27 protein-coding genes and 1 tRNA gene are annotated in these 23,783 nt (G+C 58.6%); 7 read left to right on the top strand and 21 right to left on the bottom strand.

Going from position 1 to position 23,783, the window contains the following annotated elements:
- Positions 1 to 4: 4 nt before the first annotated feature.
- The 3 genes from ACSQ76_RS19190 (at position 5) to ACSQ76_RS19180 (ending at position 2,772) form a co-directional block, all read left to right on the top strand.
- Positions 5 to 952 carry an ABC transporter permease gene (locus ACSQ76_RS19190; protein ID WP_437157819.1) on the top strand — a complete coding sequence of 316 codons (948 nt, stop codon included), beginning with the start codon at positions 5 to 7 and terminating at the stop codon, positions 950 to 952.
- Positions 953 to 1,105: 153 nt separating this feature from the next.
- Positions 1,106 to 2,020 carry a sulfite exporter TauE/SafE family protein gene (locus ACSQ76_RS19185; protein WP_437157818.1) on the top strand — a complete coding sequence of 305 codons (915 nt, stop codon included), beginning with the start codon at positions 1,106 to 1,108 and terminating at the stop codon, positions 2,018 to 2,020.
- Entirely contained in the window at positions 2,020 to 2,772 is a 753-nt protein-coding gene (locus tag ACSQ76_RS19180; protein ID WP_306130145.1) for a TIGR02186 family protein, read from the top strand. The genes ACSQ76_RS19185 and ACSQ76_RS19180 overlap by 1 nt, the downstream gene beginning before the upstream one ends.
- 52 nt (positions 2,773 to 2,824) lie before the next feature.
- On the opposite strand, the gene ACSQ76_RS19175 is transcribed toward ACSQ76_RS19180, so the two are convergent.
- The 6 genes from ACSQ76_RS19175 to ACSQ76_RS19150 form a co-directional block, all read right to left on the bottom strand.
- Positions 2,825 to 3,466, bottom strand: coding sequence for an NAD(P)-dependent oxidoreductase (locus ACSQ76_RS19175; RefSeq protein ID WP_437157817.1), 642 nt, complete (start codon positions 3,464 to 3,466; stop codon positions 2,825 to 2,827).
- 64 nt (positions 3,467 to 3,530) lie between these two features.
- Positions 3,531 to 4,331: an alpha/beta hydrolase family esterase gene (locus ACSQ76_RS19170; RefSeq protein ID WP_437157816.1), complete on the bottom strand. Its 801-nt coding sequence runs from the start codon at positions 4,329 to 4,331 to the stop codon at positions 3,531 to 3,533.
- 131 nt (positions 4,332 to 4,462) lie between these two features.
- Positions 4,463 to 4,633, bottom strand: a complete 171-nt coding sequence (locus tag ACSQ76_RS19165; protein WP_306130142.1) for a hypothetical protein — start codon at positions 4,631 to 4,633, stop codon at positions 4,463 to 4,465.
- Positions 4,634 to 4,648: 15 nt separating this feature from the next.
- Positions 4,649 to 6,034, bottom strand: coding sequence for an ammonium transporter (locus ACSQ76_RS19160; protein ID WP_437157815.1), 1,386 nt, complete (start codon positions 6,032 to 6,034; stop codon positions 4,649 to 4,651).
- 421 nt (positions 6,035 to 6,455) lie between these two features.
- Positions 6,456 to 7,718, bottom strand: coding sequence for an FAD-binding oxidoreductase (locus ACSQ76_RS19155; RefSeq protein WP_437157814.1), 1,263 nt, complete (start codon positions 7,716 to 7,718; stop codon positions 6,456 to 6,458).
- Positions 7,658 to 7,891 (bottom strand): hypothetical protein, encoded by a 234-nt coding sequence (locus ACSQ76_RS19150; RefSeq protein ID WP_437157813.1) that lies wholly within the window; start codon positions 7,889 to 7,891, stop codon positions 7,658 to 7,660. The genes ACSQ76_RS19155 and ACSQ76_RS19150 overlap by 61 nt, the downstream gene beginning before the upstream one ends.
- Before the next feature lie 101 nt (positions 7,892 to 7,992).
- On the opposite strand from ACSQ76_RS19150, the gene ACSQ76_RS19145 reads away from it, so the two are divergent.
- Positions 7,993 to 8,069, top strand: a tRNA-Met gene (locus tag ACSQ76_RS19145).
- Between the two features lie 176 nt (positions 8,070 to 8,245).
- Here ACSQ76_RS19145 and ACSQ76_RS19140 read toward each other — a convergent pair.
- The 5 genes from ACSQ76_RS19140 to ACSQ76_RS19120 all read right to left on the bottom strand — a co-directional run bounded on the left by ACSQ76_RS19140 (position 8,246) and on the right by ACSQ76_RS19120 (position 10,754).
- Positions 8,246 to 8,902, bottom strand: a complete 657-nt coding sequence (locus ACSQ76_RS19140; protein ID WP_437157812.1) for an NYN domain-containing protein — start codon at positions 8,900 to 8,902, stop codon at positions 8,246 to 8,248.
- A 196-nt stretch (positions 8,903 to 9,098) separates the two neighbouring features.
- A complete protein-coding gene (locus ACSQ76_RS19135; protein WP_437157811.1) occupies positions 9,099 to 9,590 on the bottom strand; it encodes a hypothetical protein in 492 nt (163 codons plus the stop codon).
- A gap of 75 nt (positions 9,591 to 9,665) precedes the next feature.
- Complete coding sequence (locus ACSQ76_RS19130) at positions 9,666 to 9,902, bottom strand: hypothetical protein (protein ID WP_437157810.1); 237 nt, start codon at positions 9,900 to 9,902, stop codon at positions 9,666 to 9,668.
- 64 nt (positions 9,903 to 9,966) lie between these two features.
- Positions 9,967 to 10,176, bottom strand: coding sequence for a hypothetical protein (locus ACSQ76_RS19125; RefSeq protein WP_437157809.1), 210 nt, complete (start codon positions 10,174 to 10,176; stop codon positions 9,967 to 9,969).
- The gene (locus ACSQ76_RS19120) at positions 10,173 to 10,754 is read right to left on the bottom strand and encodes a hypothetical protein (protein ID WP_437158260.1); all 582 of its coding nucleotides are present in this window, start codon (positions 10,752 to 10,754) and stop codon (positions 10,173 to 10,175) included. Before ACSQ76_RS19120 ends, ACSQ76_RS19125 begins: the two co-directional genes overlap by 4 nt.
- Between ACSQ76_RS19120 and ACSQ76_RS19115 the strand changes: the two genes are divergently transcribed.
- The 3 genes from ACSQ76_RS19115 to ACSQ76_RS19105 all read left to right on the top strand — a co-directional run bounded on the left by ACSQ76_RS19115 (position 10,652) and on the right by ACSQ76_RS19105 (position 12,794).
- Positions 10,652 to 10,906: a helix-turn-helix domain-containing protein gene (locus ACSQ76_RS19115; RefSeq protein ID WP_306127324.1), complete on the top strand. Its 255-nt coding sequence runs from the start codon at positions 10,652 to 10,654 to the stop codon at positions 10,904 to 10,906. The two genes, ACSQ76_RS19120 and ACSQ76_RS19115, sit on opposite strands and share 103 nt — an antisense overlap.
- Positions 10,903 to 11,298, top strand: coding sequence for a Rap1a/Tai family immunity protein (locus tag ACSQ76_RS19110; protein ID WP_371931276.1), 396 nt, complete (start codon positions 10,903 to 10,905; stop codon positions 11,296 to 11,298). Before ACSQ76_RS19115 ends, ACSQ76_RS19110 begins: the two co-directional genes overlap by 4 nt.
- Positions 11,299 to 11,813: 515 nt before the next feature.
- On the top strand, positions 11,814 to 12,794 hold the full coding sequence (locus tag ACSQ76_RS19105; protein WP_437157808.1) for a response regulator transcription factor: 981 nt from the start codon (positions 11,814 to 11,816) through the stop codon (positions 12,792 to 12,794).
- 1,343 nt (positions 12,795 to 14,137) lie between these two features.
- Here ACSQ76_RS19105 and ACSQ76_RS19100 read toward each other — a convergent pair.
- From ACSQ76_RS19100 to ACSQ76_RS19055, 10 genes are all read right to left on the bottom strand, one after another.
- Positions 14,138 to 14,494, bottom strand: coding sequence for a response regulator (locus ACSQ76_RS19100; protein WP_437157807.1), 357 nt, complete (start codon positions 14,492 to 14,494; stop codon positions 14,138 to 14,140).
- A gap of 14 nt (positions 14,495 to 14,508) precedes the next feature.
- Complete coding sequence (locus ACSQ76_RS19095) at positions 14,509 to 15,645, bottom strand: sensor histidine kinase (protein ID WP_437157806.1); 1,137 nt, start codon at positions 15,643 to 15,645, stop codon at positions 14,509 to 14,511.
- A gap of 396 nt (positions 15,646 to 16,041) precedes the next feature.
- Complete coding sequence (locus tag ACSQ76_RS19090; protein WP_437157805.1) at positions 16,042 to 17,652, bottom strand: ATP-binding protein; 1,611 nt, start codon at positions 17,650 to 17,652, stop codon at positions 16,042 to 16,044.
- A gap of 256 nt (positions 17,653 to 17,908) precedes the next feature.
- Positions 17,909 to 18,199, bottom strand: coding sequence for a hypothetical protein (locus ACSQ76_RS19085; RefSeq protein ID WP_437157804.1), 291 nt, complete (start codon positions 18,197 to 18,199; stop codon positions 17,909 to 17,911).
- Positions 18,196 to 20,790, bottom strand: coding sequence for a hypothetical protein (locus ACSQ76_RS19080; RefSeq protein WP_437157803.1), 2,595 nt, complete (start codon positions 20,788 to 20,790; stop codon positions 18,196 to 18,198). The genes ACSQ76_RS19085 and ACSQ76_RS19080 overlap by 4 nt, the downstream gene beginning before the upstream one ends.
- Positions 20,790 to 22,067: a hypothetical protein gene (locus tag ACSQ76_RS19075; protein WP_437157802.1), complete on the bottom strand. Its 1,278-nt coding sequence runs from the start codon at positions 22,065 to 22,067 to the stop codon at positions 20,790 to 20,792. Before ACSQ76_RS19075 ends, ACSQ76_RS19080 begins: the two co-directional genes overlap by 1 nt.
- Position 22,068: 1 nt before the next feature.
- Positions 22,069 to 22,536: a hypothetical protein gene (locus tag ACSQ76_RS19070; protein ID WP_437154953.1), complete on the bottom strand. Its 468-nt coding sequence runs from the start codon at positions 22,534 to 22,536 to the stop codon at positions 22,069 to 22,071.
- Positions 22,537 to 22,691: 155 nt separating this feature from the next.
- Complete coding sequence (locus ACSQ76_RS19065; RefSeq protein WP_437157801.1) at positions 22,692 to 22,925, bottom strand: hypothetical protein; 234 nt, start codon at positions 22,923 to 22,925, stop codon at positions 22,692 to 22,694.
- On the bottom strand, positions 22,922 to 23,368 hold the full coding sequence (locus ACSQ76_RS19060) for a hypothetical protein (protein WP_437157800.1): 447 nt from the start codon (positions 23,366 to 23,368) through the stop codon (positions 22,922 to 22,924). The genes ACSQ76_RS19065 and ACSQ76_RS19060 overlap by 4 nt, the downstream gene beginning before the upstream one ends.
- A 151-nt stretch (positions 23,369 to 23,519) precedes the next feature.
- Positions 23,520 to 23,771: a primase-like DNA-binding domain-containing protein gene (locus ACSQ76_RS19055; protein WP_437157799.1), complete on the bottom strand. Its 252-nt coding sequence runs from the start codon at positions 23,769 to 23,771 to the stop codon at positions 23,520 to 23,522.
- Between the last annotated feature and the right edge of the window lie 12 nt (positions 23,772 to 23,783).

Raw genomic sequence — 23,783 nt, 5'->3', positions numbered from 1 at the left:
CTGCATGGAGTTCCTGACCCTTCTGCAAGTTCTCGACAGCACGGTGCGGCTGGCCATACCGCTGTTGCTGGCGTGCCTTGCGGGGCTGTTCAGCGAAAGGGCGGGGATCTTCGACATCGGGCTGGAAGGCAAGATGCTGATCGCGGCGTTCTTTTCGGCCGCCGTCGCCTATGTGTCGGGGTCGGCCTGGGTGGGGCTGCTGGCGGGGATCGGGGCGTCGATGCTGCTGTCGGGGTTGCACGGGCTGGCCAGCATCACGTTCCGGGGCAACCAGCTGATCTCGGGCGTGGCGATCAATTTCCTGGCGGCGGGGCTGACGGTGCTGATCGCGGCGGACTGGTTCCAGGAGGCGGGGCGGACGCCGTCGCTGGGGTCAGGGGCGCGGTTCGTGCCGATCGACCTGCCTTTTGCGGACAGTCTGGGGCCGGTCTATGGCGAGCTGGTGTCGGGGCATACGATACTGGTTTACCTTGCTTTTCTGTGTGTGCCGGTCAGTTGGTGGGTGCTGTATCGCACGCGGTTCGGGCTGCGTTTGCGGGCGGTGGGCGAGAACCCCGAGGCGGTGGACACGGCGGGCATCAGCGTGCCCGGGATGCGGTTCGCGGCGCTGGCGATCTGTGGCGTGCTGTGCGGGGTGGCGGGGGCGTACCTGTCGACCGCATTGCAGGCCGGGTTCGTCAAGGACATGACGGCGGGGCGCGGATATATCGCGCTGGCGGCGCTGATCTTTGCCAAGTGGCGACCGTGGTATGCGCTGTGGGCGACGCTCCTGTTCGGGTTGTTGCAGGCGGTGGCGCTGCGATACCAGACGCTGGAGCTGGGCGGTATCGCGGTTCCGACGCAGCTGATGGATGCGGCGCCGTATATCCTGACGGTGGTGATCCTGGCTGGGTTCGTGGGCAAGGCGATTCCGCCGAAATCGGGCGGGGTACCTTACGTGAAAGAGCGCTAACTGCCTCGGTTGTCTCAAAAATTTTTGAAACGGAGAGACATGGACCGATGCGTTCACACTTCGTAAGGCCAGTTCACATAAATTGATCAGACCTGAGCCGGCAAAGCCGATGCCGCACTTGCAAAAAGCCCTGAGCCGGGGCTAACACGGGTTATGCAGATCTACCTTCCCATCGCCGAGGTTTCGGTCAACGCGTTCCTGCTTTTGGGGCTGGGCGGGTTGGTCGGTGTGCTGTCGGGCATGTTCGGAGTGGGCGGCGGGTTTCTGATGACGCCGCTGCTGTTTTTCATCGGCATCCCGCCCGCTGTGGCGGTGGCCACGGAAGCCAACCAGATCGTCGCGTCGTCGTTCTCCGGCGTGCTGGCGCATCTGAGGCGAAAGACCGTCGATCTCCGAATGGGCACGGTGCTGCTGATCGGCGGGCTTATAGGGGCCGCGCTGGGTGTCGTGGTGTTCAACTACCTGCGCTCGCTGGGCCAGGTCGACCTGCTGGTGCGGCTGTGCTACGTGGTGTTCCTGGGCATCATCGGCGGGATGATGTTCTTTGAGAGCCTGCGGGCGATCCGGCGCAGCAAGTCGGGCAAGCCCGCGGCGCGCAAGAAACACACCTGGATTCAGAAGCTGCCGTTCAAGATGCGGTTCCGCACGAGCGGGCTTTATATCAGTGTGATCCCCCCGGTGATCGTGGGCATTTGCGTGGGTATCCTGGCCGCGATCATGGGCGTGGGCGGCGGGTTCATCATGGTGCCCGCAATGATCTATTTGCTGGGCATGCCCACCAAGGTGGTCGTGGGCACATCGCTGTTCCAGATCATCTTCGTGACGGCCTTCACCACGCTGCTGCACGCCACGACGAACTTTACCGTGGATGTGGCGCTGGCGGTGTTGCTGCTGATCGGGGGCGTGATCGGGGCGCAGATCGGGACGACGATCGGCACGCGGATGAAGGCCGAGCAACTGCGCATCCTGCTGGCCCTGATGGTGCTGGCGGTGTGCTTCAAGCTGGCGCTGGACCTTTTGATCATGCCCTCGGAGCTGTATTCCATCGGCGCGGCGGAGGGTCATTGATGCGCTGGCTGATTGCCCTTGTTTTCATGGCCGGGCCGCTGATGGCCGAGGAGGTCGTGCTGGGCCTGAGCCGGGACAAGGTGGCGATCACGGCAACCTTTGACGGCTCGGAAATCCTGGTTTTCGGGGCGGTCAAGCGCGAGGCGAAGATCCCCGAGGAGCCGCTGGACGTGATCGTGGCCGTGGCGGGGCCGAGCAAGCCCGTGGTGGTGCGACGCAAGGAGCGGCGGTTCGGCATCTGGGTGAACACCGACTCGGTCGAGGTGGACCGGGCGCCGTCCTTCTATGCCATCGCCACGACCGGGCCGCTGGACAAGGTGCTGTCGAATGTCGAGGACCTGAGGCACAGCGTCTCGATCCCGCGGGCGATCCGGTCGGTAGGGACGGCCAGTGCGACAGTCGATCCGCAGGCCTTTACCGAGGCGATCATCCGGATCCGCAAGGCAAACGGCGCTTACAGCCTGCAGGAAGGCGCGGTGTCGCTGGACGAGCAGACCCTGTTCCGCACCTCCATCGCGATGCCGGCGAACCTGACGGAAGGGGCCTATACGACGCGGATCTTTCTGACCCGGGGCGGGGAGGTCGTGTCGACCTACGAGACGGCCATCGGGGTGCAGAAAGTTGGGCTTGAACGGTGGATCTTCACCCTGTCGCGGGAACAGCCGCTGATCTACGGGCTGATGTCGCTGGCCATCGCCATCGCGGCGGGTTGGGGCGCGTCGGCGGCGTTCCGGGCGATACGGGACCGCTGAGGACGGGTACCATTCAAGATTACCGCGCTTTCGATGTCGGTATCGTGCGAGTTCACCGGGCGAGCACGACGTCGGCGCGGATGTCGAGACCGTTCTCGACAGCGTCGATCAGGTAGCAGGCGGTGTCGGCACGCGAGATGAGGCCGTTGCGCCACGCCTTGGGCTCGCGCAACACGTTGTAGCTGCCGGTGCGGGTGCTTTTCGTGAGGATGACGGGGCGCGCGATGGTCCAGTCGAGGGGACTGTCCATGATTAGCGTCTCCTGTCGGTCCTTGTCGGCGTAAGGCTTGCCGAGGATGGCCTTGTGCCCGAAGATCTCAAGGCTGCTCATGGCCTCGCGGCTGCGGCCTGCACCGAAGCCGGTGACGGCGACGAGACGCGTGACCCCCGCCGTCTGCATGGCGTCGAGGAGGATGCGGGTGGTTTTCGAGAACAGCGTGACCTCTTTCCAGAGCATCGAGACGCTTTCCTTGATCCCGAGCGCGTAGATTACCGCGTCGGTGCCCTTGAGCGCCCCGGCCACGCTGGCGGGGTCGAGCGCGTCGCCGGGATACGGTTCCAGCCCCGGGCGGGAGGCCATGTCGCCGGCGGAGCGGGCGAAGGCCCGGACCGTGTGATCACGGCGCAGCGCCTCGTCGACGGCGCATTGGCCGATGCCGGAAGTGGCGCCGAAAATGGTGATGTGAGTGCTCATGCGGATCCTCGTGTCGCTGTCCCTCGGGGACGTAGCGGCGCGGTGCGGGGAGTAAAGACCGCCCTCAGTCGGACAGGATCAGGTTCCACGCGGCGGCGAGCCATTCGGTGCGAAAGCGATGCGCGCCGGGATGCAGGCATTTGAGCAGGCTTGTGTCGTTGGGGGCGGTCCACGCCTGACAGGTCAGGCCGTCATCCAGGGCGGGGGCCTGGGATGGGGCGTGCCCGCCTGTTTTGCGGTACATGGCGAGTACGGTGTCGACATCGCCTTGCCGGGTGTCGCCGATGGGACGGCCCGCCAGCGGCACGATCCGGTCCGAGGTGCCGTGGATGTGGACAATATCGGCGGGCGGCATCTTGCAGGTCACGGGCGAGGGCGCCCAGAAGGTGCCGGCGACGGGAATGAAGCCGGCATAGTCGGCAGGCCGGTGGCAGGCCAATGTCCAGGTCACCATGCCCCCGGCGGAAAAGCCGCTCATGACGATGCGGCCGGGGTCGACGGCGTGAGTAGCCACGATATCGTCGCGCAGGGCGTCGAAATAGGCGAGCGCCGTATCGGGAGAGGAGACCTTGCCGGCGGGCGCGTTGGGCAGCAGCCAGTCGTCGCCCTTGGCGTTGGCCGCCACGAGCGCGATGCCCAATTGGTCGGCCATGGCCCGAAGCGCGCCGTTGCGCATGGTGCCCGCTGCCGAGCCCTTGTAACCGTGGGCAAAGACCAGCGCGCCCAGGGGCGTGGTGCCGTCATGCCCCTGTGGCAGGTGGATGCGATACATGCGGTCGCCGAGCGGGCAATCGGTTTCGGTGCCACAGGCCATGGCCGGACCAGCGGCAAGACAGAGGGCGAGGGCGAGCATGGGGCGTTTCATGTTTTCACCGGTAGCATCCGGCGTACGATGAAGAGGCGACATTCGCGGCATTTCACGGCGATTTTACTTCTTGGGTCAACGCGAACGCCCCGCGGCGGAACCGCGGGGCGCTGCAAGTCAGCGGTGTGCGCTTACTTGTGTTTTTTGTACTTGGTGGCCTCGATGCCGTTGCCAAAGAGCAGGGCGGCGATACAGATGCCGATGGCGATCAGGCTGTAGACCAGCGTGTGGCCGCCGGCGCCGCCGACGAAGATCACGCCGCTGACGCCGTCCCAGGTTGCGTTTTCAAAGGGAAATCCCATGGTTCTTTCCTTTCGTTACTGCGACGCCGGGGGCGACGCCATGATGCCTTCGGGATAGGCCTGTGCCGGTACCTTGACCGTGTCCAGACCCGCGATTTCGGCCGCCTCGGGCACGCGCAGCATGCCCACCATTTTCAGGATGAGCGAGCTGACATAGCCGGTGCTGAAGCCGATCGCCACGAAAACGACGATGCCGACAAGCTGGCCGATGAAGCTGACCGTCGGGGCGCCTTCACCGATGAGGGCGGGGTAGCCGGATGCGAAGATGCCCAGCATCAGCATGCCGAAGACGCCCATCGTGCCGTGCACGGTGACGGCACCCACGGCGTCGTCGATCCCCATGTTCTCCAGGATCGTGGCGGCAGGTTTCAGCATGATGCCCGCGACGATGGCGATGATGAAGGTCAGCGACGGAAAGTAGATGTCGAGACCCGAGGCCACCGAGATGAGACCCGCCAGTGCGCCGGACATCATCCAGAACGGATCGCGGGTGAAGAGCCATGCGCCGATGATGCCGCCGGCGACACCCATCAGGATGTTGAAGCTGAGTGCCCCGAGGTTGGTGGGCGTGCCGTAGATCGTGGTGAAGTTGCCGCCCCAGGACCACGCTTCGCCACCGACGACGAGGCAAGCCATGAGAAAGCCCCAGAAGCCCACGACGATGAGCATCAGGCCGGTCGCCGTGAAGGGCATGTTGTGGCCTGCAAGGTGGTTGGCCGTGCCGTCGGGGTTGAACTTGCCGATGCGCGGGCCGAGGTTGATCAGCACGCCGAGCGCGAAGAAGGCCGCGACCGCGTGCACCAGGCCTGCCGCGCCGAAGTCGTGCACGCCCCAGTTCTGCACCAGCCAGCCATCCGCGTGCCAGCCCCAGGCCGCCGCGAGCGTCCAGCTGAAGCCGCCGAGGATGATGGCGAGGATGACGAAGCCCACGGTCTGGATGCGTTCGATCACGGCACCAGACATGATCGAGGCGGTGGTGGCGGCAAAGAGCGTGAACGCGCCCCAGAAGACGCCGTCGATCTGGTCCTCGGTGTTGGGGCCCATATAGGCCGCCGACTCGCCCCAGGGCCAGGCGATGGCGTTGGCATAGCCCGCGCCGGAAATGCCGTTCGGGCCCTCGGAGAGCGAGAAGCCCGTGGGGAAGCCCCAGTAGACCCACCAGCCAAAGAAGTAGAAGGCCGGGATGACGAACGCGATGGCGAGGATGTTCTTGACCCCCGACGACAGCGCGTTCTTGGCGCGCGAGGCGCCCATTTCATAGGCCAGGAAGCCTGCGTGGATGATGATCATGAGGGGAATGGAGAGGTAGTAATACGTCTCCGCGAACATGGTGTTTGTCAGGTTCCCCTTCGCCTCGATCGCGGCCACCTGGGCCGCAAGTTCCGCGAGTTGTTCTTCCATTTTTCTTTTAACCTCCGTGTTGGCCGGAGTGCGCAGTCCCGTACGCTTCGATTCCGGCGACGCCATTACTGAAGCGGGTCGAGGGCGTTCCGCCAAACGTTTTTTTGGAGCTGTTGACGCGCAGAAAAGAGCACGGTCTCAGCGATGCCCGAAGGAGTCGGCAATGGGGCCCCGGCGGGCGAGGCGGGATAAGGTTTTGAAATTTTGTCGTAAAATCCGGAATCCTGCGGGGCGCGTTTCACAGCCGGAGTTTGCCGAGATGTAAAATTATCTACCTATGATTGTGGCGGAAATTTTTCCGGCGGCTTTATGTGTGTACCAAATATGATCCAAAAAATGCGTAAATTTTAGGCGTCAAGCGGTGACTTGGCGTGCATTTGTACCGGATGTGTACCAGGTTGTCCGCATCGCCTGTGCCGGATCAGCCTTCGGACGGAGGCAGGACCTTGCCAGGATTGAGGATGTTCTGCGGGTCGAGCGCGGCCTTGATGCGGCGCATGACATCGAGCGCCACCGGTTCCTTGTGGCGGGCCATGGCGGGGCGCTTGGACAGACCGACGCCATGTTCCGCCGAAAACGATCCGCCGAGCGAGACCGCCACATCCTCGACCGCGCGGACGATGGCGGCGTGGGTGTTGGTGTCGCCGGTGGAGGGCCAGCCGGAGAAATGCAGGTTGCCGTCGCCGAGATGGGCGACATGCAGGAAGCGGATCCCGGGGTCGATGGCGCGTGTCGCGGACTCGATCCCGGCGATGAGGTCAGCCATGCGGTCGAGCGGCACGGCGATATCGTTGTCGACGACGGGCGAATGCAGGCGCGTGAGCTCGGCGGCGGCCTCGCGTCTTGCCCACATCTCGGACCGCTGGGCGGCGTTTTGTGCCACGGTGGCGTCGAGGATGTCGCCGGCCTCCAGCATGTCGGCGAGGACAGTTTCGAGGTGGCTGGCCATGGGCACGGCGCCGGTTGCGTCGGGTGCGGCGTCGCGGGCGGACAGCGCGCCGAGTTCGAGGAAGATGTTGACGTCGTGGCGGCCCTCGAAGGGCGCACGGGCGTCGGGGTGGCGGGTGAGATGAGCGTCGATGTAATTGCCGGGCATCAGTTCGAACGCCTCGACCGAATTGGCGGTTTCGGCCTGAAGGCGGTGCAGCAGCCTGAGCGCCGCGTCGATCGAGGGGCAGGCGGCCATGGCGCTGACATAGGCGCGGGGCCTGGGCGCGAGTTTCAGGACGGCGGCGGTGATGATGCCCAAAGTGCCTTCGGCGCCGATCAGGAGGTCGCGCAGGTCGTAGCCGGAATTGTCCTTGTGCACCGCGCTCATCAGGTCGAGTACGCGGCCATCGGCCAGTACCGCCTCGATCCCGAGGCAGAGGCCGCGGGTGGAGCCGTACCGCACCACATTCGAGCCACCCGCGTTGGTGGAAAGCGCGCCGCCGATCATGGCCGAGCCGCGCGCGCCGAAGGTCAACGGAAAGATCAGGTCATGGGCATCGGCGGCCTCGTGCAGGGTCGACAGGATCACCCCCGCCTCGACCACGGCGACGCGGGCGTCGGGACGGATCTCGCGGATGGTGTCGAACCGGTCGAGCGACAGGAGCAGTGCGCCGCCCGCGTCGGTGCCATGGGTCAGCCCGGTGTTGCCGGAGATCGGCACGACGGGGGTCCCGTGGCGCGCGGCGCATTGCATCGCCTGCGACACCTCGCCGGTATCCGCGGGGCGCGCAGCACGGCCAGCGGTTCGGGGCGCGTGTCGCCCATCCAGTCGGTGCGGAAGGGCATGGTGGCGTCGCCGGTCAGCACATAGGTCTCGCCCAGGGCGCGGCGCAGGTCGGTGAGCAGGGCAGCGGTGTCTGTCGTCATGGCGCGCAGACTGCGCCGGAGCGCGGGCCGCTGCAAGTTGGAAATCGGGCGATTCCGGTCTTGACGCCTTGGTGCACCTGTCTTAACTAGCGCCACGGTTTGGCGGAGTAGCTCAGGTGGTTAGAGCAGCGGAATCATAATCCGCGTGTCGGGGGTTCAAGTCCCTCCTCCGCTACCAAAACATCCCTTCAGGTACTTGAAATTAAACGATAAACCGGTATGCTCCGTGCTCTGTCCCATCATTTTTACCATCATCGGGTCTGACTTAAGGTCGATGCTGGGGGCTGTCGTAGGGTGCTCCCTGAGAAATAAGCGTCGGATTCGTGGGGCGGCGCTAGGGGCGGGTGTGGGTTGTTACTTAGCGTCCGGGTGAATCCAGCCAGGAGGCGGATCATACTCAGCAGGTCTTTGAACTGCTCCTACACGGGTAGGTATCCTAGCTGGCAACACGCAGCGTTCCAGGTGCCCTTCTTTTATTGACATCTTATTGTGCGCGAATTCCATTATGTGCTTTGAGAAGTTTTTTGATGGTGGGCGTACAGTCGTAAGCTTAATATCGGGAAGCTCTTCCCTTATCATCTTTGCGGTAGCTGCTTGGTCTGAGTCTGAGGTCAACAAATATCCGTGTTCAAAGGTACCTAAACCGGCATCTCTAATCATGTTGATGGCGACATTTATATCGCCTTGTTTTTCGGTTGGATGCCACCAATGGCCACCGCAATGGCCGCAATCGCGTCTCTCATGCGCGTAGTGGCCTTTCTTGACTGTAACTCCACAACGTTCCTGTACATTCAGAAACCTTCTGTGGCGTTCTTTTTTTGCCTCGTCATCGGGGTAATACGCGGTGCAGTAGACAACTTTTACCAACTCTTCGCTAACTTGAGGAATCAGTAATTGGGCCAATTTCCAATAATTAATCCACTTCAGGTGATCTTTGCCCAAGTCCTTGATGCCATGGTACAAATTAAACCCATCAATGTAAAAAGCTGCGCTAACTGGAATGAGGTTCACCTTGACAATCTTGGATCTACACGCTAACTAACCACCATCAACGCGAAGCGGCAAGGCCGTTAGCCCCCCTCAGTTCCGGCTGGGGGTTTTTATTTATGAGGTCCGTAGCCAGTACCCTTTCCAGCTACGGCTAACCGGCGTACTTATCGCGTTGTCGACCAGTCAGTGCGCCAGTTCGACTGGAATAAATCACACGTCAGCTTGACCTAGCCACCACCAACGGCGGATCGGCCGGAAAGCTGCGCACATCAAACCAGGTGAACCGCGTTCCGTCTGGGTTGCACTTGTTACCCCAAGCCAGTCCCTCGGCACCTTGCCGTATCAGAGCCGCACGGAAGGCGTTGAGGTCGATCAGATACCAGCGCTCTACAGCCGTCTGGGAGGCGTTGGCGTGGCCGTAGAACAGCCAGTCGCCCTTGCCGTTCACTATCTTGGAAAGCTCCGTTTCTGCGCCAGAGGGAAGCCGTGAGCGGATGGTGAACTGATAGGGGTAGCGGTCAGCATATCCCGGCCTGCGTACCCGTGCCGCAATCCGCATGTCACGTGCATCGAGCATCACAAGATCCGTTGCTTGTGTCATGTCGAGCATATCGGGAGCCGCCTGCAACAGGTGACTGCCAACGATGCTCTTGATCTGCGGTATGAACTGGTCAGACCACTGGCGGTTAATGTCGTACTGAAATGTCATTTTTGAAATAGCCTTAATGGGGAAAGGCAGCCCACGATTGCAGGCTGCCTCCGACGACAAGGAAAAGGGCGATTTTCAGTGCTCACCTCCTTCTACACCCTGGATCCTATTTCGGCTTTCGCTTGAAAGTGTCTGAAGGGCCATGCTGAGTTCGTTCATCATCGCTTCCGCAACCTCAGCGACCGCCACACGGGCGTTGCTGTGTCCCTCACTGTCGAGGTGGTTCACGCCCTCCATTACGCCACACAGCATGATCGAGTAATGCTCACAGTCGGAAAGCGTGGCGTCTTTGGGCAGGCTCAAGTCATTCATTTGTGTTCCCTCCTGATTTCCTGGTTGGAAGTAATTTCTGCTGTTTCTGATCCGTTCGCCGAACCTAGTCCCATCCCCGCTTGTGGTGCGCCTGCAGCGCCTCCTGTGCTTTCTCACGCGCAATTTCCAGCAGGGTCATTAGCCGCACCGCTTCAGGTTCAGAATTGCCGAGCGTGTCACTGTCCATCGCCAGATCATATAGCGTGTCCAAGAGACTGGTGGTCTGGTGCAGCAGACCGTCGGTTTCTTCGAAGGCTTCACGTTGCGCGTTCATGCTGAGCTTCCTTTTCCCGTAGTCACTTGCATCTCACGCAGGTCGTCTATTCGCTTCTGCGCGTTCTCCATTGCTTCGGACAAATCAACCTTGCCGCTTGCGTTGTCCTTGAGTGCGCCAACGATGACCTCCCGCTCTTGCGGATCGAGCTTCCGGAGCAAGTCAAAGAAGTGAGCGGTTTCAGGATCCATTTTGTGCTTCTCACGAAACACCGATGCCATCCCTGCAACGCCGCCACAGAACACCCAATCCATGGATGCGCCTTGTACTCTGATCCACGTCATAAGCTCGTCAGTGAGCAGGATCGCGTCGGGTTCATCGTCGTCGTGCTCCAGTGTCGGGGGCGAAACATCAAAATGCTCGCAGAACCAAGCGATGCGTTTGCCAGCGGTGTCTATGTTTTCAGGGCAGTCTTTCATTGCGGAAACCTCCACTCGTGATATGATACCAAAAGTATCACCATAGGGGCGGGCGCGTGTCAATACTAAAAGTATCAATTGAGCAGGTGAAAGCTGCACGAGCGTTACTGAAATGGTCCCAAAATGACCTTGCTGAAAAGTCAGGAGTGTCCATTCCAACGATCAAAAGGCTCGAAGCTTCTACCGGGCCTATTGGCGGTCGAACTGAAACCGCCGATGCTATCCGAGAAGCTCTAGAAGCTGCCGGGGTGGAGTTCATTCCAGAGAACGGAGGAGGCGTAGGTGTGAGATTGAAGAAGGATAAACCATGAAGTGGTTTAGGTTCGCCTCTATGGCTTGTTGCCTGACGGCAATAGCGACGAGTTCCAGCGCGCAGCAGATTACTGGCAACCAATTGCTTGATACCTGTACGAGCGATAACCAGGTCATGGCCGGGTTTTGCCTTGGCTACATCATCGGGTATTCGGAGGGCGCTCCTTGGGGCGGCACTCTGGCTGTAATGCAGGCCAACCCTCGATTGGGCACAGATGCTGTAAATGATGCAGTCGGGGTCATTACAGGCAGCTGCGTTCCGTCTGAGGCTTCAAACGAACAACTGATGGACGTCGTGATAAAGTACCTCACAAATAACCCTGAAACTCGCCACACCAGTGCCCGGACCTTGATCTGGACTGCATACTCCGAAGCCTTCCCCTGCGGATAGGGCGAATCCTGCAATCGATTGCCAGACAGTTCAGTTTCTCGATAACGGCCAGGTAGCCGCAGGCCCAGGCGTGGCTTTGAAAGCGATAGACTAGAGCTGCTTCAGCCATTGTTTTGGCATAAACAGTCTCCAGAAAATGAAAAATGCGGCAACCGCAAATCACACACGGTCGCCGCTTTCGTCATGGAAATCAGTTGTAAACACTCGTTACTGATAGCCATCTTTGCGTTTTGTCCGTGCGCTAAATGTGGCGCGAAAGTGACCTAAATTGGCCGTTCGGGGGTTTCTGCGAAACAACCCGTTTCGGAAAACGAACTGTAACGTAAGTCTTCGAATTTTGTTTCAATCGCATGTCACGCCTGAATAAGGGCCAGGCAGAAGTTTTTGCTGCTTTCTTTCCCACTCGTCGTCACAATATCGCCCAGTTCTCCTTCTAGTTGTCAGAGTAGGTAGGAAGCACGAAGTGCATCTGACCGCGCGCTGTACAAAGAGTATCTAGTTGTGGGAGGAAAAAAATGCACCTTCTTGTTGTAGATGACGAACCGGCAATCCTTCAGCTCATCGAGCTGTTGGTTCAGTTCAGTGGAGAACACACGATATCCACTGCAGAATGTGCAGTTGATGCACTTGACTTGTTGGCGCAGCCCGACGCCGAGCCAGTTGACTGCTTCCTGGTGGATATTCAGATGCCCGGAACAGATGGTATTGAGCTTTGCAAGATCCTGCGCAGTCGGCATGATCACAAAAACACGCCAGTCCTGATGCTGACGGCAATGTCGGACAAGTCTTACATCGACCGGGCTTTTTCGGCTGGGGCCACTGACTACATCACCAAACCATTCGAAATCGATGATGTGCGCGGGCGGATCAAACTGATGGAAGAGATTGTCGTCAGTCGAAAGAAGCAAAACCAACAGCCAGATTTGAGTAACACAGGTGCGAGCGAAATCGACGCGCCACTGGCACTGCATGAACCGTTCCACGTGCGCAATGTTAACGGGATGATCGACTATCTGGCGCTTGAGAATTACATTTCCCTAATGGCACGCAAGAAGCTGTTCGGTTCAGCTGTGTTTGCGTTCAGCATTCGCGACATCGAAGACCTGTTCCAACAAACCTCGCGCTACGAATACGAATGTCTCGTGGCTGATGTTGCCGAGGCCATCACAATGTGTCTGAGTGAACATCCACATTTGATATCTCATGCCGGGAACGGCACTTTTGTATGCATTGTTGAGGGCGGATGGCAACCGGATGCAGAAGCTTTGGCCGACAAGGTGAATATAGCCATTCACAGCCTAGGCCTCTATTTCAATGACGGCAGGCCGATGTCTGTCAAAGTGTCTGCTGGCGATGTCATACGCTTGGTTTGGAAAAGTGGCGACAGCGCAATGAACGCCCTGTCAGCCGCGCACCAAAGCGCCGAAAACGAAAGCCGACGTTACGCAGAAGACCTCAAAAACTTCTGGGACGATAGGCACAGCGTATCACGCTGACCGGGGCTGTCCGCTGTCAGCGGCCTAGTAGTAGGCTTGGCTCCATGTGACAGGCGCTCGAAGCTGAGTGCTAGTATGGAAATTACGTGGAGCGGTAACAGATTTGTTGAAAATTCCCGCTCAACATTTCCGTTACCAAATTCAACGCAAATCGTTATTGAATTGAGGAGTAATGGGGAGAGGGGCCAAAAAAATTCAAACAAAACTGCAGCCTTACCATGCCACCGAACGTAACCAGCTACCAACGTAGAGTGGCTAACGCACCGCTTCAGAGAAAATCTATAGGTAAGGATTGCAACCCATCAGTCTCGCCTGTGTCTCCTTATCACTGCGACCGGGCGCGTCTCGGTTGCTCATTTAAGCGCAATCTGGCTCTTTAAACTGGGATCTGCATCCACAAATGTTGCTCCGAAACGGCGCGGCGGATTGATGCTTAACGCGAGCACCTCCAACTCTGGCCCTTTTAAGTCTGTTGTGATGGGCTAACATTCCCAGAATGGAAAAAGACAAGCCTCAATGCGCCAGGTTTAAGAAACCTACCCAGCAGCTAGAGACTGACGACGATGCAGAACGGTTTGCGAAGCAATTGAAAAAGCAAGTGAAGCGTTCTTGTGAGATGAGCGAGCATGAAATTTCAGTTCATAACCGTCGGGTCATGGCCCAAAATAGAAAGTCTGCTCGAAAGTTGTTCGAGAAGGGCTGATGAGCACTGGCCTTTGCTGGACTCAAAACGGCATCGGCCCAAGCGTTGCCGTTAATGCCTTAGGTCACCAGGGACTGTCCTCAGGTATTCCTTAAAGGGCCAGCGGTCAGGGTAAGCAAATTTTGGCTGCATACAACTACCGCGAGAACCGACCCTTGAGATAGAACGGAGAATCATGAATGCTGTGAGCAAATGAAGGTACGAGGGCAGTAGCAACTCATCATGTTAGGAATGCAACATGTCGACCGAATGGACGAACCTTCAAATCTTGGAGTGTGAATCTGGAAACGGATCGCTTCTTACCGTTTTTAAACAGTCAAACGGAAGCGAGCAGCGCTACGTTTTGGGCAACGGAACCCCCGTCTCGCCCAACCCTGACGGAACGTTTCATACTCCAGATTCCTCAGACGTTCTGAACGTTGTTGGCTTCTGATTATCACCTACCCATTGCCGAAACCCGAGTTGTCGGCTTTGCGTAGAGCCGCCGTGGCTAGTCCCCAGGTCACGGCGGCTTGTTAACAGGCTGTCCAATCTGTCGGAATGTCGCTGTGAAAACTCGGCTTGGTCACACTCTGCCATGTCCTTCAAGCGGTCCAGGAACACGCCAGTGGCGGGGCGCGTGACACCGCGCGGCTGGACTCTAGGCGTGCCTGATTTTTCGGAGGGCCTGAAGTAAGCTGGCGTCGGACACCGGTTTAGCAAGCATCGGCGCTGAGCGCAGATTGGATCCAGAGATTGAAGCGCTCGGCGTGGCTGTCAGCACGAGAAATGGCACACCTTCCTTCGCCAACGCTGATGCCACAGGCTCCGATTCCTCACCGTTCAGGTTCACGTCCAGCAAAGCTACATCCGGGTTGCATTCGTGGAGAAGATTAAGAGCCTGTGCATTGCTTCCTGCCGTCCCTAGAATCTCATAGCCCTGATTTTCGAGCGCGTGTACATACCCGAATGCTATGATCACGTCGTCTTCGACAATGATGACTTTGTGAACGGGCATAAGCGTTTACGCCTTCATTCGTGGGTGGAGAAGGTTAACGTGTATTCCAAACCCTTGATGTTTGAGTTGAGTTCCGCTCGTCCGCCCAGTTCGGTAGGGCAAATCTGTTCAAGTAACCGTGAACCGAACCCTTTCCGCTCGGATTTCTTCACCGGCGGACCGTCGCGCTCTGCCCATGAAAACGTTATGTGGCCTTGCTCGTCGTCAACCTTCCAGCGGACCTCTACCGTCCCGCCAGGCTTGCTAAGCGCTCCATGTTTCGACGCATTGGTGGCCAATTCGTGCAATGCCAGGCCCAACATCCGTGCGGAGCGAGAGGGAAGGAATACCGGGGGGCCATCGACAGAGACGCGTTCTTCGGAATCGGCTTGGTAGGGAAGCAGCAAGACTTCAACTACGTCCGAAAGTTTGACGTCACTGTAGTCAGCTTCAAACATCAAGTTTTCTGCCTTCATCAATGCACCCAGCCGTCCGATGAAGGTTTGTTTGAAATCTTCGGCGGTCACACCGTCCGTCCCAACCTGGTTCGCGACAGCCTGGACAAGTGCGAATAGGTTTTTTGCCCTGTGCCCCAGTTCTTCAACGAGGATACGCTGTTCCCGCGCGTATCGCTCTCGCGCTTCGCGAAGACGCATTCTTTCGATAGCCGCCGCGATAAGGTTTGCGAGGCTGCGCAGGAAGTCTACGTCCTCTTCATCGAACATGTTTGGCGAAAGACCGTCAGCTTCGAAAACGCCGAAAGGCGCGTCGCGGCCCGCGATGATCACGTTGACCATACATTGAACACCGGTCCGCTTTAACAATGAAGGAGTGCGGAAACGCGTCTCTTTTGAAAGGTCGCGAGATACCACCGGGCCTTCGCTCACGAGCGCATAACCTGCGGGCGAGTCGAGGTCCGCCCCGATTGTTTCCTGCCCGACGACGCCTTCTGGCCAATTAACACCAGACCGCACGAGAAAGTCGTTCATGTCTGGCCGGTGCTCAAGGACTTTAATTTTCGCTTCTTTGTGTTCCAGAGCCTTGAGTGCAGCTTTGCACGCTTCGAGAAGAATGTCGTCGAGATCAATGGAAGAAAACGCGCAAGAGCCGAATTCGGCGAGTTCGGTCCGCCGCAGACGTAGCCTGTCTAGCTTTGATTGATCATCTGGCATTGAACCCTCCTTGGGTTGCATTAGCCAAACATGGGTGTACCTGTCTTACCAGCAGATTTATAATTTTCGGCGGATATCTCATCGGCGCGAGATACGGCGCGGTTCACTGTGCGCTTATCTACGCCTGTTGTTTCGGAAGTTTCAGCCGCGAACCTTTTGGGTTGGCCGGGGCCGGCAATACTGGGGCAAGTTGTCCCACTTTGTTGTCTCGCTTCCCACAGTTCATTTCGTTTGGCGAGGTGTTCGGCCATCTGCCTTGGGGTAACGGTTTGTTAACATTCCGGTGCGATACTCCCTGCCAAGAGAGCTACAGATGACCAAAGAACGACTAAAAGAAGTAGAGCGGATCCTTGCGGATTACGTTGCGAAGTATGGGCTGACGGATGAAGCCAGGGCCTATTTTTCGTCATCATTTGGCTCAGCGGACAGGGAAACGGTGAATGTCGTTCCTTCGCCTTCTGCTGTGTCGAACTCGATTTTTCCACCGTGATGATCAACAATCGCCTTAACAATACTCATGCCGAGACCGGTGCCCCGCTGTGTGGCCATGTAGCTTTCCGGAGCGCGAGTAAAGCGTTCGAACAAACTTTGCTGAAGGGATTTCGGAATGCCGTTTCCATGATCACGAACCCAGAAACCATATCCGTCAGGTGTATTTCCCGCCTCAACGTTATCGCCAGGAGATGAAGCTTTCACCGCGTTCGAGAGCAGGTTTGTCAGAACCTGAAGCAGACGGGTTTCGTCTCCGGCGACTGGCCGTGCATCTGTTTTGTCGGTAAGTGCTTTCACATGTACACCATGCTGTTCGGCATACGGTCGAATATCCTCGACTGCACGCTCGACAAGTGCTGACAAATCGACATTCATTTGATCGATGTCGAACTCATTAGACTGTAGTTTCTCTAAATCCAGGATGTTCTCGACAAGGTGCACAAGCCGATCCACGTTTCGCGTAGCTGCGTCCAGCGCCGGTCGCATCTTCTCAGAAAGGTTTTCGCGTTCCATCAACAGGAGTTTCACAGCGCCATTTATCGAAGTAATCGGCGTACGAAGTTCATGCGATACAGTCGCTATGAGTTCGTCCTTGGCCTTACGAAGTGCTGTTTCCTCACTGATGTCTCGTACAACACCTACCACGCCAAGCTTTGCATCAGCGTCGCCTTTAAGAGGAGCCATGAAGACTTCGCCAGCAAATATTGATCCATCTTTCTTGCGAAGATTCATTTCGAAACGGTTTACGGACTTTTGCATCGCCGTGTCGTAGACCCGTTCACCTTGGCGTTCGTATTCATCGACGCTGGGATAAAGAACCGATGTGCTTTGCCCCACAAGCTTGTCTCGGTCTAAGCCAAATAGCTTCTCGCCAGACGAATTTATCATCTGGATCCTGCGCTCATCGTTCGCGGTAATGATTGCGTCTGGAACCGCCTCGACAATGGCATTGAGAAGCATTGTCTTCTCCGCAATTTCGCGTGCGCGTTCCGACTTAAGCCATTCTTGACCGAGCCAGCGCCCGAATAGTCGCACCAACTCGGCTTCCATCGCCCGAAATGGCTTCCGCTCATCCGGACCTGAGAAGTTCAGAGTTCCGACACGTTCAGTTCCTATTTGTAGGGGGACACCAATGTAGCTTTCTAGGCCAAAATTCAGGTAGCAAGGATGGTTCGCAATCTCGGACTCACCGGCATGATGGAAATAGCTTACATCGTCAGCGACCAACGTATGCGTGCAGTAAGTTTCCGTTAAATCGAACGTCGCGCCTGGCTCCGGAGCCCATTCGGGCCCGGTCACATGGCGTACTTTGTAGATGTTTCCATCGATAAGACTAACGATGCCAAGAGGCAGGTTTAAGGCGTAGCAGCCTAACCGAAGAAGGCTCGAGACTTTTTCGTCCATACCAATGTCTGGATCGAGCGACAGCATGAACAATTGCCGTAATGCGCCATCATGGCGTTCGCGGAACTCCGTCCACTCTTGTGCAGGATTTTCGAGACCATAATCTGGCATGGGTTCTCCGCCGAGGCTTTGGGAGTAACTGAGGCTTTCTCTACAAAGGTAAATAGCACCAGTCCAACCCAACGTTCATTTGCTCGCCAAGTAGGCTGAAATCTTCTTCAACCGGGCTCTTCCGCTCAATTTGGGTAATGTCACACTAGGTGCTCTGCCCTGCGTCCATCAGCGATGGAAGGCGTTGATCCTATGGCAACAAGATGATGCGCAAAGCGAGTACACAGTGGCTTTGTGCACCCAATCTCTTGCGTTTTCACGAGAATTGCGTGGTACTGTTGCCAATACGCCTTCGCTGCTCAGTCACGCTTTTCAGCGTCTTGCACAGGTCGTCTGTGGCGTACACGATGGACACGTCAGAAGGACCGTCCTGCCTGCGGAAATCTACAGTCACATCAGCCTGATCGAGGTCACCCTGCAGCAACTCGAAGGCTCGCTTAAGGCATCTTTCTTCCGGCCAATTCGCGGGGGCATCCGCGAGGATCCAGCCTTTCCTGGACGTGCGGTTGCCCTCCAATCGGGCAACACGCTTGGCAAATCCGGTCATCTGCTTTCCTCCATATCTGCCGCAACTGTAGCCGCGCCGCCGATAACATAGGGCAGGAGGTACGGCACGAAGTCATCCTGCGCCTTCGCCGTGCCGCGCCCACGCAGCAGGGCCTTCATCAAATCGGGATCCGTGATGGCATCTGAGATAAGCTGCGAAGCTTTGTCAGATGCGAGGCGGTTCAGCATGTCCCGCGTTCGACTGGACGCCATCTGTGCAGTCTGAATCGATCCGCCAGAGCCACCGCCAAGCTGTGCCCCCTGTCGTGCCGCAATGATGCGCGCGATTGTGGAAAGCATCTGGTTTGCCTGTGCACCTGAAAGGCTCTCGCCAACGTTGGAGGCATTGGCCTGGGCGTTCTCTGCCCTGGAAAGAGCACGGGCAATCGTGCGCAGTCGCGCCCGCTCATTCTCCGTCAGGATCTGATTGACGACCCGCTTGATTTCAGGCTTTTCAATTTCTGCCGCAAGGGCATTGCCGGAGAACACACTCTCGCCCTGCACATTCTTGCTGGCGCTGGAAATCAGGTACTTAGCAACAGCACCCTTAAGGCCGCGAGTAGCCGCCCCAGTCTTGTCTTTGCGGGCCGCGTTGGCTGTGAGACGCGCTGCCCGCGTCGGGTTCTGCGCATTGAACAATGCCCCTATGGCTTTTTCCGGCTGTTCCCCAAGGAACCTTTGGGTAGTGCTCCTCTTTGCATTCTCAATGTCGGCAATGCGTCGCGACATGCGTGCCGAGAGGCTTTCTGCCGTTTCCCGCTGGCCTACCGCTTCAAGCAATTCAGTCCGCAACTCCGGGTAACGGCGCAGCAGTTCCTCGTTCTTCCGCATGAAACCACGCGCACCCGCGCTTGTAAATTCGCCCCTCGCGGTAAAGGCTTTCTCGCCAAACCGGCTTTTTACGAATTCTTCAATGCCGTAATCCGCCCGGTCGCCACCTGCCCGCGAAAGCCGTTCTGCGTCCTTTGCGCCCTGCGGGCCGCCACGCCCAACCGTTGAACGCAACGCGGCCTCCGGTTCAACGGCAGCTTCGCCAGACCGTTTTTGCTGCGTAATCCGACCAACCGCGCCTTGGTCGAAAACCTCGTGCATTTCCGCAGAATAGGCACGCGCCCGATTTATAGCCGCACCTGCCGCCGTCGAGCCGTCAAACGCGCCCATATCTTCCAGCAGTGAATCCGCCAGCCTGTCCGTCAGCGCGATTTGCCGCCTGTTCGGCTCCGGTTGCGCACGCAATTCCCGCGCCTTTTGGCGTAGCGCCGAATACGCGCCGTGCATTTCCTTGACCGAAGCCAGATCCCCGAAAACCTGATCGGCCTCCAGGATGTCTCTGGCTTCGCGGGGAATGATGCCGCGCAGTGCAAATGGCGTATCTTCAATGATGCTTTGCGCAGTTGCCTTTGCGTTTGTCGTCGGCACCATTTCCGAAAAATCAACCTCGGCCCAAAGGTCCGCTTCTTCCAGCTTTGCGGTGCTGAACGCATTATCAACGGCGCGAACCACGTCATCGCTAATGTCGCCTTCCAGTTGGCGGGACCGCAATTCGGAAAGTCGCGTGTCCGCTTGTGAGAGGGCGTCGTTTACCTGTCCTTCAATTCGCTTTTTGAAGTCCTGGCGCTGCCTCGCAAAGAAACGCTGTGCGTCCTCGACGTCGCCCCCAAGAGCATCGACCTGTTCCCTGCCGACTTGCTGCGTGCGCCGCCCTTGTTCCGCAACGCGTTCGCGAACATCAACGCTTTGCCGTGCGGCCAGGTCTTCCAGCGCCAACAGGTTCGGGTCGCCGGTCTGCTGCGCGGGCGTCAAACCAAACTCATCATCCGGGTTGATGCCTCGGCCCAACTCATCTGCGCGCTCCGGTCCACCTGCAAGGGTCTGAACGCGCTCCCGCGCCACTTCCGTTGCGCCGCTCTTGGTGTAAGGGGCCATCTCCGCCTTCACACGCCCCGCAAGAGCCCCCATGGGCGTCCTGGAGGCCGTGTAGCCCGCTGCGCGCCCGAGGCCCGCCAACGTGCCCGCAGCCGCCACAGGAGCCGCTACAGCCGCCGTGTTCTGCACCCACTCCGGGGCACCGGCCCTTTCCGCCGCATCCTCGGCCACGCGTGACACGCCGCCTGCCGTCATTTCCGCGCCGACACCAAGCTTAGAGGAAATGGAGCGCAAGGCATCATCGGCATACTGGCCGACTGCACCACCCGCCTGGCTGAGCATTCTCAACCCGAGTGCAACAGAGGGAAGGGAGCCTGCGGCGTCCCCGGTGCCAAGCGCAAAGCTCTCAATGAGGTTCTGCGGGTCACGGTCTGCGACACGAATACCGCCCGCCTCCATGACGTTCTCCAGGCCCTGCGCAGCCGATCCTGTACCTTCGTCAAATGGATTGAGCGCGTGCGGCTCATCGAAGGGATTGAGCAGATCCACAGCCCCGCCGACCGTGCGGGCAATGCCCTTGTTCACGAACGCCATCGGGTCGGATTGATCCTGCGGCTGACCCTTCCGCATCTTTAGCGCGATTTCAGCCACGCGGCGCGCGTCGTCCTTTCTGCCCGCAGCGTTCAGCTCTTTAGATTTGGTAATGAGGGTTTCATAAGTGGCCATCAGTCGACCTCCAGTCCAAGGCTTTCGAGGTACTCGCGGTCTTCCTGCGAGATTTCGCCGCCAGTGCCGGGTTCATCGAGGCTGGCAATGCCCCGATCAATCCGACGAATGACCTGCTGCAAAGCGAGGGCCTTGCTCCTGATTTCGCTGATTTCACGGCGATTCTGCGGGCTGATAACCTTTTCCTGCTGCTCCAGGGTTGCAAGGTCGTCCATGAACCGCTGCCGTAATTCGTTCATGCGGTTTCGCGCACCTGCCGGACCTTGCGTAAGGTTTCCGGCGCGGGGAAGCGTGTCCCGGATGATTTCCATGTATCGCTGCGCAGGTTGGCGGTCGAAGCTTTGCGAGATTTTCGCGAGCAGGTCAGTTTCGAGGTCCGCAAACAGTCGGGATTGACGCGCCGCCTCCGGGAACGCTTCTGTGCCGGTCGCAACGTCAGTCACGATATTTGCAACGCCCTTCAGGATTCCTTCCAAGCCGAACGCTTCATTTCCGACCGCCTCTTCATCCGGCGTTTCAACATCAGTCGTTGGGATCGGTTGATCATTGCCCGCCGGGGGCGAACCTACGCCGGTTCGATAACTGAAACCGTCGCCTTCGAATTCTGTGAACTCTGCGGGGCGTCCACCCGTGCGCATGAATTCCTGGTATTCCGGCGTGCCCGGTTCAAGACCGGCTTCGCCTGCTCGAATGCGAAGGGTCTGCATGGCTGCGGGGTCTTGCGGTCCCTGGGCATACTCCTGAACCTCTGTCAGCGCCTCGATGGTGCCAGTGGCCTGCGCGAGGTGCGCCGGGAATTGCTCGAACGGGTATTGGTTCGGGTCGAGCCCGTTGTGCTGCACCCACGCGTTGTAGGTATCGCGGTCACCCGCTTGGTACATCGCAGCCGCACCACGAAGGATACCCGAGAGCTTGTCAGCCGTCGCCTTGCGCTGCTCTGCTGAGAGGTTGGCCGCATCAAGTCGGGCCTGGCGCTTCGCTTCGTCACGCAGCATCGCCATTTTCTCACGATCAATCTGCATGCTCTGGCGGGTCCGCTCCATGCCCAGACGGTTGCTCTGCACATCCATTGCGGCCATCGGATCCACCTGTGACAGTGCGTTCAGCGCGTTCTGATCACCTTGCATGATGGCAGGGCCTTGGGTCCGGTAGACGTCAGCCAAGGCGTTCCTGCGCTGGTTTTGGTTGGTCAGTGCTGCCGCCTGTGTAGACCGCGCGAGGGTATTGACCAGATCCGGGCTTTGACCGCCTAGAATAATTCGGGCGTCCATATTCATTTTACTGCTCCTGATTTCTTTCCTGTGAGGCTGTTTCCTTCAGCCGGTTGATGACGGTGTTCAGAACATCGTCGGGAATGCTCCCTGTCTTTCTCAGGGAAAGCGCTGCTTCCTCGTCTTGTGATGCAACGAGGATTTCCAGTTCATCGTCTGTCTGGTGTTCGATGGGTTTGTCCGCGCAACGAGACGCGTAGACCCGCATGAGGAATTCGCCCTCGGTTTCGCTGTCTGTTCGTTTGAACTTCATGCCGGACGTGAGCGCCAAAGAGCATTCCGCGTCTTCGTCCTGCGTAGCGACGAAAGACACCAGGAATATCGGCATCTCGAAGCCAGTGCCGTTCGCGCCCTCAAGCTTTTCGATTCTTCTCTTAATCGACATGCTTGCCTCCAGCTTTCCTACGGATGCGCTCCAAGATTGCGGGCCATTCGTTTTTGAGAAATTCGGACGCACGTTCTCGTTCGGGGTCATCGGGCGGTTCCTGCCGCTCAGCGATGCGGTCTAGGTATTCGGCTAGCCGCCGTTTGCCTTCACCCTCCGGCGGAGGCTGTCGGCTGATTTGCGTTTCCAGCGCTTTGATGCGGTGTCTCAGGTTCATGCTGTATCCCTTCGTTCTTTCCGGCTGGTCACAGGTTGATTGCGTCAGCTTCGAGCACGACCAGGTTGCGGTTTGCGGACTGGACGCGTGCGACGAAATCGGCATCGGTCTCCCCAAACTCTTGCTGCCACGTGCGTCCACCGACGACGACGGATGCGCAGTCGGGTGATCCAAGGGTCGTTTCCTCGTTGAGAAGCACAACCACGAGGCCCGAGCCCGCTTGCCGCTCCAGTCGTTCCAATCTGTTTCTGATCCCGGTCATTTCGTTGCCTCCAATGCTGCGATGCGTTGTTCCAGTTCCGTGGTTTCCAGGGCTTTCCGATAGCCCTCCACGAGCGCCATGACGCTTGCGCCTTCCAGCGGGGTTAGCTGACCCTCGGAGACTGCCTGCAGAACCGCCTGAGCGGCCTGTGAGGCGTCCTGCGCGGATTTCATGGCCGGGAGGTTGAAATTGACCGGCGTGTCCTTCCTCGCGGGCGCTATGCGCTCCATGCAGAGGCGCAGGGCCGTGGTGTCGCCGTCCAGGGCCAGATCCACAGCTTTCTGAGTCAGACCTTCCGCTTGCCCGTCCAGAAGATCCTCGACCGCGCGCGTTGCCTTGTGGCGCGCGCCTCGCTGCTTTCCGGGATTGCCGGGAGCAAAGGTGCCGTCGGGGTTGCGACCTTCCGTATTCGCCCCGCTGTTACGGTCGTTTTTACGTGTCATCACGCACCCCTTTCTTGCCACCGTGGGGGCGGCAGACGGGCAGGGTGACGGGGGTGACACTTCGCTACATATCGACCGTATGCGCGCGCGTATGTGTGTGCGCGCACGCGCGTATACGGTGGATAAGGGCCAAACCGTCACCTCCGTCACCCTAAGCAAGTTTCACCCCCTCGAACCCACGTCCGTATTTGCGGCGCGAGTGCTGAAAGCCGCGCGATTTCAACTCCTTACGCATGGTGTTCTGCGTCCAGGGGTGCAGCCCCTGGCGTTCGCACCAAAAGCTGAACCGCTGGTGCAGTTCGCCGGTCGTGACGAAGCCGTCAGGCGTTGAGACGGTTTCGTCGGACAGGAATTGTCCCAGCGTGTCCTCGTCATCCATGTATTCGGTCGAGGCAGCTGCCACGCTGGCTGGTAC

The organism is Roseovarius sp. B08 (genome assembly GCF_051417955.1).
Taxonomy (GTDB): Bacteria; Pseudomonadota; Alphaproteobacteria; order Rhodobacterales; family Rhodobacteraceae; genus Roseovarius.
This window is presented reverse-complemented; position numbering and strand designations above follow the sequence as displayed.

What these genes read in the sequence shown, in the direction of transcription:
- ACSQ76_RS19190 (WP_437157819.1), top strand. Translation starts at nt 5, where the DNA reads ATGGAGTTCCTGACCCTTCTGCAAGTTCTCGACAGCACGGTGCGGCTG.
- ACSQ76_RS19185 (WP_437157818.1), top strand. Translation starts at nt 1,106, where the DNA reads ATGCAGATCTACCTTCCCATCGCCGAGGTTTCGGTCAACGCGTTCCTG.
- ACSQ76_RS19180 (WP_306130145.1), top strand. Translation starts at nt 2,020, where the DNA reads ATGCGCTGGCTGATTGCCCTTGTTTTCATGGCCGGGCCGCTGATGGCC.
- ACSQ76_RS19175 (WP_437157817.1), bottom strand. Translation starts at nt 3,466, where the DNA reads ATGAGCACTCACATCACCATTTTCGGCGCCACTTCCGGCATCGGCCAA.
- ACSQ76_RS19170 (WP_437157816.1), bottom strand. Translation starts at nt 4,331, where the DNA reads ATGAAACGCCCCATGCTCGCCCTCGCCCTCTGTCTTGCCGCTGGTCCG.
- ACSQ76_RS19165 (WP_306130142.1), bottom strand. Translation starts at nt 4,633, where the DNA reads ATGGGATTTCCCTTTGAAAACGCAACCTGGGACGGCGTCAGCGGCGTG.
- ACSQ76_RS19160 (WP_437157815.1), bottom strand. Translation starts at nt 6,034, where the DNA reads ATGGAAGAACAACTCGCGGAACTTGCGGCCCAGGTGGCCGCGATCGAG.
- ACSQ76_RS19155 (WP_437157814.1), bottom strand. Translation starts at nt 7,718, where the DNA reads ATGCAATGCGCCGCGCGCCACGGGACCCCCGTCGTGCCGATCTCCGGC.
- ACSQ76_RS19150 (WP_437157813.1), bottom strand. Translation starts at nt 7,891, where the DNA reads ATGACGACAGACACCGCTGCCCTGCTCACCGACCTGCGCCGCGCCCTG.
- ACSQ76_RS19135 (WP_437157811.1), bottom strand. Translation starts at nt 9,590, where the DNA reads ATGACATTTCAGTACGACATTAACCGCCAGTGGTCTGACCAGTTCATA.
- ACSQ76_RS19130 (WP_437157810.1), bottom strand. Translation starts at nt 9,902, where the DNA reads ATGAATGACTTGAGCCTGCCCAAAGACGCCACGCTTTCCGACTGTGAG.
- ACSQ76_RS19125 (WP_437157809.1), bottom strand. Translation starts at nt 10,176, where the DNA reads ATGAACGCGCAACGTGAAGCCTTCGAAGAAACCGACGGTCTGCTGCAC.
- ACSQ76_RS19110 (WP_371931276.1), top strand. Translation starts at nt 10,903, where the DNA reads ATGAAGTGGTTTAGGTTCGCCTCTATGGCTTGTTGCCTGACGGCAATA.
- ACSQ76_RS19105 (WP_437157808.1), top strand. Translation starts at nt 11,814, where the DNA reads ATGCACCTTCTTGTTGTAGATGACGAACCGGCAATCCTTCAGCTCATC.
- ACSQ76_RS19100 (WP_437157807.1), bottom strand. Translation starts at nt 14,494, where the DNA reads ATGCCCGTTCACAAAGTCATCATTGTCGAAGACGACGTGATCATAGCA.
- ACSQ76_RS19095 (WP_437157806.1), bottom strand. Translation starts at nt 15,645, where the DNA reads ATGCCAGATGATCAATCAAAGCTAGACAGGCTACGTCTGCGGCGGACC.
- ACSQ76_RS19090 (WP_437157805.1), bottom strand. Translation starts at nt 17,652, where the DNA reads ATGCCAGATTATGGTCTCGAAAATCCTGCACAAGAGTGGACGGAGTTC.
- ACSQ76_RS19085 (WP_437157804.1), bottom strand. Translation starts at nt 18,199, where the DNA reads ATGACCGGATTTGCCAAGCGTGTTGCCCGATTGGAGGGCAACCGCACG.
- ACSQ76_RS19080 (WP_437157803.1), bottom strand. Translation starts at nt 20,790, where the DNA reads ATGGCCACTTATGAAACCCTCATTACCAAATCTAAAGAGCTGAACGCT.
- ACSQ76_RS19075 (WP_437157802.1), bottom strand. Translation starts at nt 22,067, where the DNA reads ATGAATATGGACGCCCGAATTATTCTAGGCGGTCAAAGCCCGGATCTG.
- ACSQ76_RS19070 (WP_437154953.1), bottom strand. Translation starts at nt 22,536, where the DNA reads ATGACCCCGAACGAGAACGTGCGTCCGAATTTCTCAAAAACGAATGGC.
- ACSQ76_RS19065 (WP_437157801.1), bottom strand. Translation starts at nt 22,925, where the DNA reads ATGACCGGGATCAGAAACAGATTGGAACGACTGGAGCGGCAAGCGGGC.
- ACSQ76_RS19060 (WP_437157800.1), bottom strand. Translation starts at nt 23,368, where the DNA reads ATGACACGTAAAAACGACCGTAACAGCGGGGCGAATACGGAAGGTCGC.